The following is a 16232-nucleotide window of genomic DNA, read 5'->3' on the forward strand; positions in this document are numbered from 1 at the left end:
TAATGTCCGCGGGAACACCAAAGGATTGCCCTCCATGAAGTCCGTTTACGCCCGGCGCGCCATCGCCGTCACCGTGCTTTGCCTGGCCATGGCCGCATGCAAGCGCGACGCCGCTGCCCCGGCCACCACCGCTACGCCGGGCACGACGCCCGCGGCCGGCACGCCGGCGGCCGTGCCCGTGATCGAGCTCAAGGACGTGGCCGAGACCACGCCCGACTACGTCATCGGCATCAGCTATCAGACCCCGGCGGCGAAGTACCCGGGCCTGGCGGCCGAGCTCAAGCGCTATGCCGACGCCGCCCGCGCCGACCTGATCGAGGCCGCGCAGGCGCGCAAGAAGGGCGAGGGCAGCGCGCCCTACGACCTGTCGCTGAACTTCACCGAGGTGCTGGATTCGCCGACCCTGGTCGCGGTCGCCGCCGAGGGCAGCAGCTACACCGGCGGCGCCCACGGCTCGCCGCTGATCGCGCGCTTCGTCTGGCTGCCGCAGCAGAACCAGCTGCTCAAGGCCACCGACCTGGTCCCGGACAAGAAGGGCTGGGACGCGATCTCGCGCTACGTGCGCGAGCAGCTGCATTCGGCGCTGTCGCAGCGCGTCGACGCCGACGACCTGGCCCCGGCCGAGCGCGCCGAGGTGGTGGAGAGCGCCGGTCGCATGATCGACGACGGCACCGACGCCGACCCGGCCAACTTCGCCCTGTTCGAGCCGGTGGTCGCGGTCGACGGCAAGCTGACCGCGCTGCGCTTCGTGTTTGCGCCCTACGAAGTCGGCCCGTATTCCGACGGCACCCAGACGGTGGAAGTGCCGGCCAGTGTATTGCTGCCGTTCGTGGCTCCGGCGTATAAGACCTTGTTCGCCGGAAGCTAGTTCTAGGAACTAGGAACTAGGAACTGGCGAATGGCGATGGAAGTAAGGACGCGCGGCTTTTAGTCGTTCCTGTTTACTCTTCACTCCTTGCTGGACCCAAGGCCATGCCCGCCACCCTGCGCAATCGGGTAGTCGCACTCCTGGCGCTGGCCGACGTCCATGTCGGCGGCGAGCGCCCCTGGGACATCCAGGTCGAAGACGAGCATTTCTATTCGCGGGTGATCGCGCAGGGTTCGCTCGGCCTGGGCGAGTCCTACATGGACGGCTGGTGGCGCTGCGAATCGCTGGACGGAATGCTGTTCCGGCTGTTGCGCGCGCACGTGGACGAACGCGTGCACGGTTGGAGCGCGCTGTTCGACGGCCTGCGCGCGCACCTGATCAACCTGCAAAGCCGCAAGCGCGCCTTCGCGGTGGGCGAGCGCCACTACGACCTGGGCAACGATCTCTACCGCGCCATGCTCGGGCGGCGGATGGTCTACAGCTGCGGCTACTGGCGCGACCGCGAGGGCGCACCGCTGCAGGACCTGGACGCGGCCCAGGAAGCCAAGCTCGATCTGGTCTGCCGCAAGCTAGGGCTGCGGCCGGGCATGCGCGTGCTGGACATCGGCTGCGGCTGGGGCGAGGGCCTGAAGTTCGCCGCCGAGCGCTACGGCGTAAGCGGGGTGGGCGTGACCATCTCGCGCGAACAGGCCGACTACGCGCGCGAGCTGTGCGCCGGGCTGCCGGTGGAGATCCTGCTGCAGGACTATCGCGACCTGGGCGGCGACGCGCTGGGCGGCGGGCGCGCCGACGGCCGTTTCGACCGGGTGTTCTCGCTGGGCATGTTCGAGCACGTCGGCGTGCGCAACTACGCGGTCTATTTCGACGCCGCGCGCCGCGCTCTCAAATCCGACGGCCTGTTCCTGCTGCACACCATCGGCGGCAACCAGTCGGTCACCCACACCGACCCTTGGATCGGCAAGTACATTTTCCCGAATTCGATGCTGCCCTCGGCGCGCCAGATCGCCGAAGCGGTGGAGCAGCGCTTCGTGATCGAGGACTGGCATAACTTCAGCGCCGACTACGACCTGACCCTGCAGGCCTGGCGCGGCAACGTCGAGCGCGCCTGGCCGCAACTGGACGCGCGCTACGACGAACGCTTCCGGCGCATGTGGCGCTTCTACCTGGCCGGCGCCATGGCCAGCTTCCGCAGCCGCCACGCCCAGCTCTGGCAGCTGGTGCTGTCGCCGGAAGGGGTGCCGGGCGGGTATGTCGCGCCTCGCTGAAGGCGAGGAGTGAGCGTAGAGGAGTGAGAAGTGAGCGTAGTGCTTTGCTCACTTCTCACTTCTGCCTTCTCACTTCTGTTCCAAGGCCAGCTTGCTGTGGCGTATGCCGTAGCCGAAGTACACCAGCAGGCCCAGCGACAGCCAGATCAGGAAGATCAGCCAGGTGATCGCCTGCAGCTCCGACAGCAGCCAGATCGAGAAGCCGATGCCGACGATCGGGATCAGCGGGACCAGCGGGGTGCGGAAGGCGCGGTGCAGGCCCGGCTTGCGCACGCGCAGCAGCCACACCGAGGCGCAGATCACGATGAAGGCCGAGAGCACGCCGATGTTGACCAGCTTGGCGACCTCGCCGATCGGCAGCAGGCCGGCGACCAGGGCGGTGAACACGCCCAATGCGATGGTCGGGCGGTGCGGGGTGCCGTAGCGCGGATGGATCTTGGCGAACCAGCCCGGCAGCAGGCCGTCGCGCGACAGCGAGAACCAGATCCGCGCCGCGCCCAGCATGAAAGCGAACAGCACGCTGGCGATGCCGACCACGGCCGAGAACGCGATGGTCTTGGCGATGAAGGGTAGGCCCAACGCGGCGAAGGCGTCCGACACCGGCGCGTCCCCGCCCAGGGTCGAATAGTGGGCGATGCCGGTCAGCACCAGCGACACCGCCAGGTACAGCGCCATCGACACGCCCAGCGACAGCAGCACCGCGCGCGGCAGGTCGCGCTGCGGGTTCTTGGATTCCTCGGCCGCGGTGGTCAGGGTGTCGTAGCCGAACACCGCGAAGAACACCACGGCGGCGGCGGTGCCGACGCCGGCGAAGCCGAAGTGGCCGACGCCGTCGGCGCCGATCACGCGCTCGGGGATGAAGGGGGTCCAGTTGGCGGTGTCGATGTAGAACACGCCCACGCCGATCACCAGCAGCACCGCCAGCACCTTGATGGCGACGATCAGGGTGTTGAAGCGCGCGCCCCATTCGGTGCGGAACACCAGCAGCGCCGAGACGGCCAGGGTCACGCCGGCGGCGATCACGTTGAACACCCGGCCTTCGCCGGTGCCCATCGCGCCCTGCGCCCATACCGGCAAATGGATGCCGACGCCTTCCAGCAGGACCTGCACGTAGCCCGACCAGCCTATCGCGACCACCGCCACGATCAGGGCGTACTCCAGCAACAGGTCCCAGCCGATCAGCCAGGCCGCGAGTTCGCCCAAGGTGGCGTAGGAATAGGTGTAAGCGCTGCCGGTGACCGGGATCATGCCGGCGAACTCGGCGTAGCACAGCGCCGCGGCGGCGCTGGCGATGCCGGCGATCAGGAACGACAGCGCGACCGCGGGGCCGGCGTTTTCGGCCGCCTGCTGGCCGGCCAGCACGAACACGCCGACGCCGATGATGCCGCCGATGCCGATCGCGGTGAGCTGCCATAGCCCGAGCACGCGTCGGAAGTCCGAGCGTTTGCCGATCTCGGCCTGAAGTTGTTCCACCGACTTGTGCCGCAAGATACGCGCCAACAGGCTCATCCGCTGTCCTCCCCAGTGATCGCCGCATCATAGCCGTTGTCGCTCCGGACGGTGGCGCATGGGCGGTTCGATACGGCCAGTGCACGCGCGTCACAGCCGGGTTCGCGGTTCGTTTTTCCTGTCACCGGGCCAACAGGCCACGATAGGAGAGATGGAATGAGCATCCGATGGAATCGCACCTTTTCCGACCTGATCCGGCGCAGTCGCCCGGCGTACTGGGGCAACTGGGCGCTCAACGCCCAGATCCGGCCCGGCGCGGTGGGCATCGTCGATGCCGAATCGGGCGATTTCCGTCTGGTCCGCGAGCAGTTGCCCGCCGTCGAGCTGCAGCACACCGCGACTTCCAGCTCCTGGCAGCTGATGTCCGAGCGCGTCTCGCGCACCGAGGCCAGCGTCGACGTGAGCGCCGAGGCCACCGATCCGGACTCGGGCATCAAGGGCGAGGCCGGGCTGGAGGTGAGCTGGTCGATGGCCAACAGCAATTCGATCGCCTCGGAGTTTTCGCTGCGTCAGGAGTCCTACCTGCGCGATCTCACCCTGCTCGAACGCAGCGTCGATTGGCTGGCCGAGCAGGCCGCCGCCGTCGGCTTCGGCGGCAACGGCCAGATCGCCCAGGGCTTCGGCGTGGTCACCAATGTGATCTTCGCCAACAGCGGCCTCAATGTCGGCTCGCAATCCAGCGATGCTTCTTTCTCGATCGCCGGCCGCGCCAGCGCGGTTCAGGAGATGTTGGGCGGCGCCAGCGGCAGGGGCTCGTTCAGTTCGATCCGCAAGGCCCGCGACGTCGACCGTCATCTGTGGCCGGACCAGGCCAACACCCGCCCGGTCGAGCCGGTGCCGATCGCGTACGCGTTCGCGTCCTTCGACGGCCGCCTGCTGATGCCGAACTGGATCGGCAAGCTCGGCGGCTTCCAGATCTTCTTCAACAACCGTCCGGGCAGCACCTACGTCACCCGCATCCTGCTGACCTACAACACGCCCCGGGGCCCGCGCCGCGAGCAATTCGAGATCAGCGGCGGCCTGTCTCGCACGGTCGGCGACATCCCGCTCGACGCCACCGACATCAACCTCGACGTGACCTTCGTGGGCATGATCAATTCCGACCGCTACCGCCGCCATTGGGCGCGTCCGCTGGGGCAGTGGCTGAGCGGCCAGCGCCACATCGAGATGTCGGGCCTGTGGCCCGGCGCCACCCATTTCTCGGTGCTCGAAGAGTGACCGCCGCCGCGGCCGTCACGACGGCCGCGGCCTTCTCCGCCAGATTCGCGCAAGGGCGCCGCGCGCCCGGAGCCACCCACATGCCTTACACCTACGTCAACGAAATCAGCGCCAAGAAGATCTCCAAGCTCTCCGATCCGGTCACCGCCGAGGCCCGGCTGCAGGCCATCGACACCCTGTGCACCGAGACCGAGCCGACCGAGGGCGATCAGGTCAACCAGTGGCTGCTGGTGCTGAAGCGCAACGGCATCGTCGCGCAGAAGTGGAAGAGCAGCCTCAACGGCATCGAGATCTACCCCGGCGGCAAGCGCAGCGAAGACCGCCTGGCGATCACGGTGGCCGACGGCACGGTGACCGCGGTCAACGCCTGGATCAGCGAACACTGAGCCAGGCACGGCCCGGCGCGACGCCGGGCCGCAGGGGCAGGGCCGGCCGCGTGCGCAGGTGTTGTCGCCGCCCGCGCGCGCGGGCGGCGCGGAATGCGCAGGCGGTCGCAGTCCGGCGATCGCGCGCGCGCACGGTCAAGTGCGCGCAATGTTCGGCCGCGAGCATGGCGGTGCCGGCACGCAGGGGAGCCGGCCTTCCCCCAAGCCCGAGGTTGTCCGCCATGACCCCGCATTGCACTAAGCTGGCCCGACTGTTCGGCGCCGTGTTGCTGGCCGCCGTCAGCGCCGCCGCCTGCGCCGAGATGCCCGCCGTGACCGACCGCTCGCCCGACCGCCACGCGCCCGATACCCGCGGCCTGATCGTGATCGGCCACCGCGGCGCCAGCGGCTACCGACCCGAGCACACGCTGGAGTCCTATCGCCTGGCGATCCGCATGGGCGCCGACTTCATCGAACCCGACCTGGTCGCGACCCGCGACGGCGTGCTGGTCGCGCGCCACGAGAACGAGATCTCCGGCACCACCGATGTCGCCGCGCATCCGGAGTTCGCCGCGCGCCGCACCACCAAGACCATCGACGGCGTCGCCGTGACCGGCTGGTTCACCGAGGACTTCACCCTCGCCGAACTCAAGACCCTGCGCGCCAAGGAGCGCATCCCGGCGATTCGTCCGGCCAATACGCGCTTCGACGGCATGTACCAGATCCCGACCTTCGCCGAGGTCGTGCGCCTGGCCCAGCGCGAGAGCCGCGGCGGCCGCCGCATCGGCATCTACCCGGAAACCAAGCACCCGACCTATTTCGCCCACGAAGGCCGCCGCCTCGACGGCACGCCGATCGCCACCTCGCTGGGCGCCAAGCTGGTCGAAACCCTAGTCGCCGAAGGTTTCACCGATCCGCGCCGGGTCTATATCCAGAGCTTCGAGGTCGAGAACCTGATCGAGCTCAAGACCCGGATCATGCCGCGCGCCGGCGTCGACCTGCCGCTGGTGCAGCTGTACGAGGACTTCCAGAGCCGCCGCCCCTACGACCTGGCCTTCCATGTCGCGCGCGGCGACGACCTGGGCGCGATCTACGGCGATCTCGATCGGCAGGTCGAAGGCGGGCTGGGCGCGGGCACGCGTTACGGCGACTTCGCCACCGAAGCGGCGCTGCGCTGGATGAAGGCGCACTACGCCAGCGGCGTCGGCCCGTCCAAGAGCAGCCTGCTGCCGCGCCTGGCGCTGGATCCGAAACTGGACGCCAACGGCGACGGCAAGGCCGAACTGGGCACGCGCAACACCGGCGTGGTCCATCCGATGCTGGCCTGGGCGCTGAAGGCCGGCCTGGTCGTGCATCCCTACACGGTGCGCGCCGAGGAAGCGTTCCTGAGCCTGGGCCCGAACGGCATCGCCCAGACCGCGCTGGCCGAAGCGGTGCAGCTCTACGGCCTGGGCGTGCAGGGCTTTTTCATCGACCAGCCCGACATCGGCGTCGCCGCCCGCGACATCTTCCTGGACCTGCATCGCCCGCTGCGCGAGCGGTGAGGGCGGCGGTTTCGCGTATCGGTGCTTGCGCCGCACCGTACCCGACGCGGTCGCGGCAGACGCCGCTCCTACCCCGGGGCAGGGGCGGCTGCGCGTGTTTGCGGGCTTTCTGTGGGAGCGGCGTGAGCCGCGATCGCGTCATGCGCACCATTGCGCGGGTGGCCGTGGTTGCGCGATCGCGGCTTACGCCGCTCCCACAGGAGGCGAAAGGGCAGACCATTGGCGCGAGGCGCGAGTAAAGCCTTACGCCGCCAGCGCGATATCCAAGGCCGCCGCGCAATCGGCTTCGATCTTCAAGGTCGCGATGTCGTCGGCGCGGGTCACGCCGCGGTTGAGCAGGGCCAGCGGCAGGCCGGCCTCGCGCGCGGCGCGCGCGAAGCGGTAGCCGGAATACACCATCAGCGAAGAGCCCACGACCAACATCGCGTCGGAAGCCTGCAGGGCCTCGTGGGCGGCGGCGACGCGGGGGCGCGGCACGTTCTCGCCGAAGAACACCACGTCGGGCTTGAGCAGACCGGTGCAGACCTTGCAGCGCGGCGGCACGAAATCCTCGAAGCGCACGCCTTCCAGGTCGGCGTCTCCGTCGGGCGCGCTGCGCGCGCTCAACGAGGTCCACTCGGGATTGTCCGCCGCCAGCTCGTCCTGCACCGCCGCGCGCGGCCGGCGCGCGCCGCAATCCAGGCAGACCGTCTCGTCGAGGCGGCCGTGCAGGTCGATCACCTCGGTGCTGCCGGCGCGCTGATGCAGGCCGTCGACGTTCTGGGTCAGCAGCCGCGACAGACCGCCGCGCGCCTGCCAGCGCGCCAGCGCGGCATGGCCCGGGTTCGGCCGCGCGCGCGCGAAGCCGGGCCAGCCCACGAAGCTGCGCGCCCAATAACGCGCCCGCGTCGCCGGCTCGCCGACGAAGGCCTGATAGGTGACCGGCGGCTTGCGCTGCCATTGCCCGTCCTCGCCGCGGTAGTGCGGGATGCCCGAGCCGGTGCTGACGCCGGCGCCGGTGAGCACGAACACGCGCCGGTGCCGGTCCAGCCAATCGCGCAGGGTTTCCGCGGCGGTGTGCGGGTCGTGGCGATCGGCGTCGGGCAGGGCGGTCATGCCGCCCATTCTAGAGCGCGGGGTGGGGCTACTACGCCGTGGCGAAAAGCGAATCTGCCCCAAGCCCTCTTTTCCAAAGCGGGGGGGCGCTCCGTAGGGCGGCCGCATGGGCGGACGCTTCGCGCATCGCCTTTTAGCCTCCCCCTTCGAAAGGGGGGGGGATTTGCTCCCCAGCCCATCCGCAGTCCCAAAAAAAAAGCCGCCCGGATCGCTCCGGGCGGCTGTGGTGCGAAACCGAATTACTCCTTGGAGCCGGTCTTGACCTCGCCGCCGGCGGCCGGCGCGGTCAGGCCGCGACGCTCCAGCAGCGGCTGGATCTGCGGCTCGTGGCCGGAGAAGTCGCGGAACAGCTGCAGCGCGTCCTTGCTGCCGCCCTGCGACAGCAGGGTGGCGCGGAAGCGGTCGCCGTTCTCGCGGCTCAGGCCGCCGTGCTCCTTGATCCACTTCACCGTGTTGGCGTCCAGCACTTCCGACCAGATGTAGGCGTAGTAGCCGGCCGCGTAGCCGCCCATGATGTGGCTGAAGTACGGGGTCTTGTAGCGCGGCGGGACCGGTGCGTAGCTGACGCCGTCCTTCTGCAGCGCCGCCGCTTCGAAGCCCATCACGTCCTTGGCCGCCGGGACCTGGTCCGGGCTGCCGATCTGGTGCCAGTTCTGGTCCAGCATCGCCGCGCCGAGGTACTCGGTGGTGGTGAAGCCCTGGTTGAACTTGGACGCGGCCAGCACCTTGTCCAGCAGCGCCTGCGGCATCGGTTCGCCGGTCTGGTAGTGCTTGGCGTAGTTGGCCAGGATCGACGGCCAGTCGGCCCACATTTCGTTGACCTGCGAGGGGAACTCGACGAAGTCGCGCGGCACGTTGGTGCCGGAGAAGTAGGGGTACTTCACGTTCGAGAACATGCCGTGCAGGGCATGGCCGAACTCGTGGAACATGGTGGTGACCTCGTCCCAGGTCATCAGGGTCGGCTTGCCGGCCGGCGGCTTGGGAATGTTGAGGTGGTTGGCCACCACCGGCAGCGTGCCGTACAGCTGCGACTGGTCGACGTAGGAGTTCATCCAGGCGCCGCCGCGCTTGCTGTCGCGGGCGTACATGTCGGCGATGAAGATCGCCAGCTGCTTGCCGTCGGCGTCGAACACGTCGTACACGGCGGTATCGGGGTGGTACAGCGGCAGGTCGGTGCGGCGCTTGAACTTCAGGCCGTAGAGCTGGCCGGCGGCGTAGAACACGCCGTTCTCCAGCACGTTGTTCATCTCGAAGTAGGGCTTGAGCTGCGCCTCGTCGAAGGCGTACTTCTCCTGGCGCACCTTCTCGGCGTAGTAGGCCCAGTCCCAGGGCTCGAGCTTGAACGAGGGCTGGCCCTTGGCGGCCTGCTCCTTGTCGATCATGGCCTGCAGGTCGGCGGCTTCGCGCTTGGCGTTGGCGACCGCGGCCGGGGCGAGCTGGCCGAGCATGTCGTTGACCGCCTGCGGGGTCTTGGCGGTTTCGTCCTCGAGCACGAACGCGGCGTAGTTCGGGTAGCCCATCATCTTCGCGCGCTCGGCGCGCAGCTTGACGACCTTGGCGACGATGGCGGTGTTGTCGAACTCGTTGCCGCGGCTGCCGCGCGCGACCGAGGCGCGGTAAAGCTTCTCGCGCAGGGCGCGGTTGTCGAGGTCGGTTTCCGGCGGCTGGCCGGTGGTGTTGAGCAGGGTCAGCACGTACTTGCCGTCGAGCTTGCGCGACTTGGCCGCTTCGGCCGCGGCGGCGATGCGCTCGTCGGACAGGCCGGCCAGCTCTTCCTTGGTGTCGACGGTGATCGCCGAGGCGTTGACCTCGCCCAGCACGTTCTGGCTGAACTTGGTGGCCAGGCCGGCGAGCTCGGCGTTCATGGCCTTGAGCTTGGCCTTGTCGGCCTCGGACAGGTTGGCGCCGCCGCGCACGAAGTCGGTGTAGTAGCGCTCGATCAGGCGCACGCCCTGGGCGTCGAGGCCCAGCGAATCGCGGGTTTCGTACAGCTTCTTGACGCGCGCGAACAGCTTGGGGTTCAGCGCGATCGCGTCGCGGTGCGCCGACAGCTTGGGCGCGTATTCCGCCTGCAGCTTCTCGCGGGTCGGGTTGGTGTCGGTGCCGACCAGGTTGAAGAAGGCCGAGGTGGCGCGGCCGAGGATGCGGCCGGATTGCTCCAGCGCGATGATGGTGTTGTCGAAGGTCGGTGCGTCGGCGTTGTTGGCGATCGCCTCGACTTCCTTGATCTGGTCGGCCATGCCGCGATCGAAGGCCGGCGCGAAGTCGCTGTCCTTGATCTTGTCGAACTGCGGGTACTGCAGCGGCAGCGGGCTCTCGGCATAGAACGGATTGGCGGTTTGCGCGCTCACGGCGGTGTCGGCCTTCTTGGCGGGGGGCGCGGCATACGTGGGGGCGGTTACGCTCAATGCCACGGCCAGCGCCAGGGCGAGGGGGTGCTTCATCGGACGGACCTCGTCGAAAGGAACCCCGAAGCCTACCGGATGGGGTCCGCCCGGACGTATGACTAAAGGCATGGTTGCCGCGGACCGGCCGCTGCGGCAAGCCCGGAACCTGCCTGAACCGGCGCCGCGGCACATGCGTGCCGGCGACCCTGGCTTACACTGCCGCCACGCACAGGTCGGGGCAGGGCGCATGGGACAGCGCGGGGCGCAGGGACTAGGCACGCGGAGGCGGGCATGAGCGCGCCAACGCTGCGCGCGCCGACGCCAGCGGCGCAGGTCGCCGCCGACCGCGTCCAAGGCCCGCTGCGCCACTCCTGCTGCGACAACGTGTCCGCCATGCACGCGCATCTGCGCGCGGCCGGCGACATCGGCCATCCCCACTGCTGCCCGAAAGACCAATTCCGCATCGCCGACCCCGACGGCTACGTCCGCACGGCCGCCCATACCTGAGCGCGGGCGCGGTCGCATCCGCGGCCGCGCGCGCGTCCTTCATCCACCTCCCCGAGACGAGCGAAACGACGATGACCCCTGTGCTTACGACGTCCGCGATCCCCCTTTCGATTCGTCCGCGCCGCGCCCTGGGCCGGCTCGCCCTGGGCCTGTGCCTGAGCGCCTGCCTGGCGAGCAGCGCGCTGGCCGCCGAGACCACCCGTTACCTGGCCCTGGTCGACGGCGGCAAGCAGGCCGGCCACCAGACCGTGACCCGCGCCGACGACGGCACCGTCAACGTCGATTTCATCTTCAAGGACAACGGCCGCGGCCCTGAGCTCAAGGAGACCTACACCCTGGCCGCCGACGGCACCTACAAGACCTATGCGGTCAAGGGCAGTTCGACCTTCGGCGCGCCGGTGGACGAAAGCTTCTCGATCGCCGACGGCAAGGCCCAATGGAAGTCCACCTCCGACCAGGGCCAGCAGGCCGCCGCGCCCGGCGCGTTGTATTCGCCGCTGGGCGGCACGCCGGCCGGTTTCAGCATCGCCCTGGCCGCGCTGAGCAAGCGCAGCGACGGCAAGCTGCCGCTGATCCCCAGCGGCACCCTGACCGTGCGCAAGGTCGGCGAGGCCGAGGTGAGCCGCGACGGCAAGAAGCAGAAGGTGCAGCTGGTCGCGATGACCGGCGTCGGCCTCACTCCGACCTTCGCCTGGGCCACCCAGGGCGAGAACCCGCGCCTGTTCGCCTACATCTTTCCGGGCTTCCTGCAGCTGATCGAGGAAGGCTGGCAGGGCAATGCCGACGCCCTGGAAACCCAGCAGAAGGCGGCCGAGGGCGAGGCCCTGGTCGATCTGCGCAAGCGCCTGGGCCACCCCATCGCCGGCAGCACCCTGATCCGCAACGCGCGCGTGTTCGACAGCGAGCACGCCAAGCTCGGCCCGGTCTCCGACGTGCTGCTGCGCGACGGCCGCATCGTCTCGGTCGAGGCCGGCGGCGCCACCAAGGTCAAGGCCGACCGCAGCATCGACGCCGGCGGCAAGGTGCTGCTGCCGGGCCTGTTCGACATGCACGGCCATGTCGGCCGCTGGGACGGCGGCCTCAACCTGGCCGCCGGCGTCACCACCGTGCGCGACATGGGCAACGACAACGCCACCCTGCAGCAGATCCTGGGCGAGATCGGCGAGGGCAAGCTGATGTCGCCCGACGTGGTGGCGGCCGGCTTCATCGAGGGCGAAAGCAACTTTTCGGCGCGCAACGGCTTCGTGATCAAGGACCTGGACGGCGCCAAGAAGGCGGTGGACTGGTACGCCGAGCACGGCTATCCGCAGGTCAAGATCTACAACTCCTTCCCCAAGGATCTGCTGCGCGACACCGCCGCCTACGCGCATGGCAAGGGCATGCGCGTGAGCGGCCACGTGCCGGCCTTCATGCGCGCCCAGGACGTGGTCGAGCAGGGCTACGACGAGATCCAGCACATCAACCAGGTGATGCTGAACTTCTTCGTCGACGACAAGACCGACACCCGCACCCTGACCCGGTTCTACCTGGTCGCCGACAAGACCGCCGCGCTGGATTTCGACTCCAAGCCGGTGCAGGACTTCATCGCGCTGCTGGCCAAGAAGCAGATCGTGGTCGATCCGACCCTGACCACCTTCGATTTCCTGCGCCAGCGCCCGGGCGAGTTGTCGCAGGCCTATGCCGCGGTCGCCGAGCACCTGCCGCCGGACCTGCAGCGCGGCCTGCGCGTGGCCGAAATGAACATCCCCGACGATGCCACCGCCGCGCGCTACAACCAGTCCTACGGCAAGCTGGTCGAGTTCGTCGGCCGCCTGTACAAGGCCGGCGTGCCGATAGTGGCCGGCACCGACGCGATCCCGGGTTTCACCCTGCAGCGCGAGCTCGAGCTGTACGTGCAGGCCGGCATGACGCCGTCGCAGGCGCTGCAGATCGCGACCTGGAACGGCGCCAAGTACTCGCGCACCCTGGACGATCGCGGCTCGATCGCGCCGGGCAAGCGCGCCGACCTGATCCTGATCGACGGCGACCCCACCGCCGACATCGCCGACATCCGCAAGGTCGCGCTGGTGCTCAAGGGCGAGGTCGCCTACTACCCCAGCGAGATCAACGAAGCGCTGGGCATCAAGCCGTTCGCGGCGCCGGTGAAGATCGGCTCGGCGCAGTAGGCGCGAAACCGGATCGGCCGCGACCGGCAAGGATCGCGGTCGCCCAGTGCGATTCGCCTTCCGGCTCGGCACACCCAAGGTGTTGGCTGTCTGTGGGAGCGGCGTGCGCCGCGACCGCGCACGCTCAGCTACCTGCGCCGGCTGTCGCGCCTGCGCGATCGCAACTCACGTCGCTCCCGCAGGAAGCCGCATCGGTGCATGGGCCTCGGGTAGGAGCGGCGCAAGCCGCGACCGCGCCACCGCATACGCGGCGAAAGCGCCGCTTCAGGTCGTTCCCACAGAAAGCAGGAGCGATGCTCTTGCCCTGAGTAGGAGCGGCGTGAGCCGCGACCGCGCCACCGCATTCGCGGCGAAAGCACCGCTTCAGGCCGCTCCCACAGGAAGCAGGAGCGATGCTCTTGCCCTGAGCAGGAGCGGCGCAAGCCGCGACCGCGCCACCGCATCCGCGGCGAAAGCGCCGCCGAGGCCAGCGCCACGAAGCCCCTCGGATTGGCGTCGCCGCTCGAGTTTTCGCGGTCGCGGCTTGCGCCGCTCCTACCCGGATCATCGTGGCTGTGGCAGCCTGCCTGGAGTAACCCCCTATAAATTCCATATATTTCAATCGATTAAAGTACATATCGAGAGCGAAGACTCATCCGGTATGTGACTTTCATATGCCTAAACCGCATACCTTTGAGTACTGACTCTTTTAATGATTTGGTAACATTCACCGGACAGAGAGCCGCCACCGGCGCGGGCAGGTCCGCGCCACGGCCGTCAGGGGACGGTCGGACCGACGTCAGTCGTCCCGTCGCCGAGCCGCATGCCAGGCGCATGCGTTGCCCGGCTTCTTACGAACCCAGGTCGCCCGTTCCGGGTGGCCGCTTTCATCGAGAACCCCCCGCCATGCGTCAGCACGTCCGTGCTCCCCGCAGCCATGCCCTGGCCATCGCCGTCGCGATCAGCCTGACTTCCGCCGCCGCTTTCGCGCAGGACGCGCCCGCCGCCGCCGCCGAGACGGCGCCCGCCGCCGAATCCGAGGCCAAGACCCTGGATGCGCTGATGGTCACCGCGCAGCGCCGCGTCGAGCGCGCCAAGGACGTGCCGATGGCGCTCACCACCGTCGACGCCGAGAAGCTGCACGTGCTCGGTTCCGGCGGCGGCGACATCCGCTTCCTGTCCGGCCGCCTGCCCAGCCTGAACATCGAGTCCTCGTTCGGCCGCGCCTTCCCGCGCTTCTACATCCGCGGCCTGGGCAACACCGACTTCGACCTCAACGCCTCGCAGCCGGTCTCGCTGGTGTACGACGACATCGTGCTGGAGAACCCGCTGCTGAAGGGCTTCCCGGTGTTCGACATGGAGAACGTGGAGCTGCTGCGCGGCCCGCAGGGCACGCTGTTCGGCCGCAACACCCCGGCCGGCGTGGTCAAGTTCGAATCGGCCAAGCCGACCCGCGAGCTGGAAGGCTACGGCCAGATCGCCTACGGCAGCCACGGCACCACCAACGTCGAAGGCGCGATCAGTGGCCCGCTGGGCCCGAACTGGTCGGCGCGCGCCTCGGTGCTGTACCAGCGCCGCGACGAGTGGGTGACCAACACCAACCCCAACGCCCGCACCAATCCCAAGCTGGAAGGCTACGACGAGTCGGCCGCGCGCCTGCAGCTGCAATACGACGGCAGCGAGACCTTCCACGCCCTGTTCAACCTGCACGCGCGCCACCTCAACGGCACCGCGCGCCTGTTCCGCGCCAACATCTTCAAGCCGGGCAGCAACGACCTGGTCGCCGGTTTCGACGACGACAAGATCGCCATCGACGGCCGCAACTTCCAGCAGCTCGACACCTTCGGCGCCAGCGCGCGCCTGAGCTGGGATTTCGGCAACGACCTGACCCTGTACTCGATCACCGGCTACGAGTCGGCCGATTCGCTCAGCCGCGGCGACATCGACGGCGGCGTGGGCGCGGCTTTCCTGCCGACCGGCAGCTATCCGGGCGTGATTCCGTTCACCGCCGAATCCGCCGACGGTCTGCCCGACCATCGCCAGTGGACCCAGGAGTTCCGCCTGGAGTCGAACTACAGCGGCCCGCTGAACTGGCAGGCCGGCCTGTTCTACTTCGACGAAGACATCACCGTCGACAGCTTCAACTACGACACCCTGGGCGGCGGTGTGCAGGCCGGTTGGGCGCAGCAGAAGCAGCGCAACAAGGCCTGGGCGGCCTACAGCTCGCTCGATTACGCCGTCACCGACAAGCTGACCCTGCGCGGCGGCCTGCGCTACACCCAGGACAAGAAGGACTTCACCGCCAGCGTGCTGCAGAGCGCGCCGTTCGGCGCGCCGGTGTCGGGCCCGTTCCCGGTCCACACCGACGTCGACGACGTCAGCTGGGACGCCAGCGCGGTCTACCAGGTCACCCCCGACGTCAACCTGTACGCCCGCGTCGCCAAGGGCTTCCGCGCGCCGTCGATCCAGGGCCGCCTGCTGTTCCAGGTGCCGCCGTCGCCGTCGGTGGCCGACGCCGAGAAGGTCATTTCCTACGAAGCCGGCGTCAAGGCCGACCTGTGGGACAAGCGCGCACGCCTGGGTTTCGCGGTGTTCCATTACAACGTCGACAACCAGCAGCTCAATGCCGTCGGCGGCGCCGCCAACCAGACCATCCTGCTCAACGCCGACAAGACCGTGGGCCAGGGCTTCGAGCTGGACTTCGACGCCTACGTCACCGACCACCTGATGATCACCCTCGGCGCCAGCTACAACGACACCGAGATCAAGGACGCCAACCTGGCCGTCGCCCCCTGCGGCAGCGGCATGTGCACGGTCACCGATCCGGTGGCCGGCGGCGTCGCCTTCATCGACGGCAACCCGCTGCCGCAGGCCCCGAAGTGGGTCTACAACCTGACCGCGCGCTACTCGCTGCCGGTCGGCGACGGCGGCGAATTCTTCGTCTACACCGACTGGGCCTATCGCAGCGAAGTGAACTTCTTCCTCTACGAGGCCAAGGAGTTCCGCGGCAAGGCCTTGGTCGAAGGCGGCCTGCGCGTGGGCTACGGCTGGGACGACGGCAAGTACGAAGTCTCGCTGTACGGCCGCAACATCCTCGACAAGGTGCAGGCGGTCGGCGCGATCGACTTCAACAACCTGACCGGTTTCGTCAACGAGCCGCGCATCGTGGGCGTGGAGTTCAAGGCCGGCTTCTGATCCAGGCCCGCTCGGTTGCAACGCGAACGGCCCGCCCAGTGCGGGCCGTTCGTTTTTGTGGCCTGGCGCGGGCAGGGCAGCGACGTTGCCGCGGCCTTGACCGTCGGCCCGCTAGGCTGGCGCCCGTGCGAAGCG

Annotated in this window: 11 protein-coding genes; 8 read left to right on the forward strand and 3 right to left on the reverse strand. The window is 68.7% G+C overall.

The window, feature by feature from the left end; all coding sequences use genetic code 11:
• Nucleotides 1–34 precede the first annotated feature (34 nt).
• On the forward strand, nt 35–868 hold the full coding sequence (locus tag V1318_RS00260; protein ID WP_332936717.1) for a DUF3298 domain-containing protein: 834 nt from the start codon (nt 35–37) through the stop codon (nt 866–868).
• Nucleotides 869–972: 104 nt separating this feature from the next.
• Complete coding sequence (gene cfa, locus V1318_RS00265) at nt 973–2133, forward strand: cyclopropane fatty acyl phospholipid synthase (RefSeq protein WP_332936719.1); 1161 nt, start codon at nt 973–975, stop codon at nt 2131–2133.
• A 69-nt stretch (nt 2134–2202) separates the two neighbouring features.
• Here the strand turns inward: cfa and V1318_RS00270 are convergent, their stop codons facing one another.
• Entirely contained in the window at nt 2203–3642 is a 1440-nt protein-coding gene (locus V1318_RS00270; protein WP_332936721.1) for an amino acid permease, read from the reverse strand.
• Between the two features lie 156 nt (nt 3643–3798).
• Between V1318_RS00270 and V1318_RS00275 the strand changes: the two genes are divergently transcribed.
• The 3 genes from V1318_RS00275 to V1318_RS00285 all read left to right on the forward strand — a co-directional run bounded on the left by V1318_RS00275 (nt 3799) and on the right by V1318_RS00285 (nt 6769).
• Nucleotides 3799–4860, forward strand: a complete 1062-nt coding sequence (locus tag V1318_RS00275; RefSeq protein WP_332936723.1) for a hypothetical protein — start codon at nt 3799–3801, stop codon at nt 4858–4860.
• A gap of 80 nt (nt 4861–4940) precedes the next feature.
• Nucleotides 4941–5246 (forward strand): hypothetical protein, encoded by a 306-nt coding sequence (locus tag V1318_RS00280; RefSeq protein WP_332936725.1) that lies wholly within the window; start codon nt 4941–4943, stop codon nt 5244–5246.
• A 221-nt stretch (nt 5247–5467) separates the two neighbouring features.
• Entirely contained in the window at nt 5468–6769 is a 1302-nt protein-coding gene (locus tag V1318_RS00285; protein ID WP_332936726.1) for a glycerophosphodiester phosphodiesterase family protein, read from the forward strand.
• 243 nt (nt 6770–7012) lie between these two features.
• On the opposite strand, the gene V1318_RS00290 is transcribed toward V1318_RS00285, so the two are convergent.
• Nucleotides 7013–7864 (reverse strand): NAD-dependent protein deacetylase, encoded by an 852-nt coding sequence (locus tag V1318_RS00290; protein WP_332936728.1) that lies wholly within the window; start codon nt 7862–7864, stop codon nt 7013–7015.
• A 239-nt stretch (nt 7865–8103) separates the two neighbouring features.
• Complete coding sequence (locus tag V1318_RS00295; RefSeq protein ID WP_332936730.1) at nt 8104–10308, reverse strand: M3 family metallopeptidase; 2205 nt, start codon at nt 10306–10308, stop codon at nt 8104–8106.
• A 234-nt stretch (nt 10309–10542) separates the two neighbouring features.
• Between V1318_RS00295 and V1318_RS00300 the strand changes: the two genes are divergently transcribed.
• The 3 genes from V1318_RS00300 (at nt 10543) to V1318_RS00310 (ending at nt 16097) form a co-directional block, all read left to right on the forward strand.
• A complete protein-coding gene (locus V1318_RS00300; RefSeq protein ID WP_332936731.1) occupies nt 10543–10758 on the forward strand; it encodes a hypothetical protein in 216 nt (71 codons plus the stop codon).
• Nucleotides 10759–10829: 71 nt separating this feature from the next.
• Complete coding sequence (locus tag V1318_RS00305) at nt 10830–12923, forward strand: amidohydrolase family protein (RefSeq protein ID WP_332936733.1); 2094 nt, start codon at nt 10830–10832, stop codon at nt 12921–12923.
• Nucleotides 12924–13808: 885 nt separating this feature from the next.
• Nucleotides 13809–16097 carry a TonB-dependent receptor gene (locus tag V1318_RS00310; RefSeq protein ID WP_332936736.1) on the forward strand — a complete coding sequence of 763 codons (2289 nt, stop codon included), beginning with the start codon at nt 13809–13811 and terminating at the stop codon, nt 16095–16097.
• The last annotated feature ends 135 nt before the right edge of the window (nt 16098–16232 follow it).

It is taken from the genome of Lysobacter sp. CCNWLW3, assembly GCF_036697405.1.
Taxonomy (GTDB): Bacteria; Pseudomonadota; Gammaproteobacteria; order Xanthomonadales; family Xanthomonadaceae; genus Lysobacter.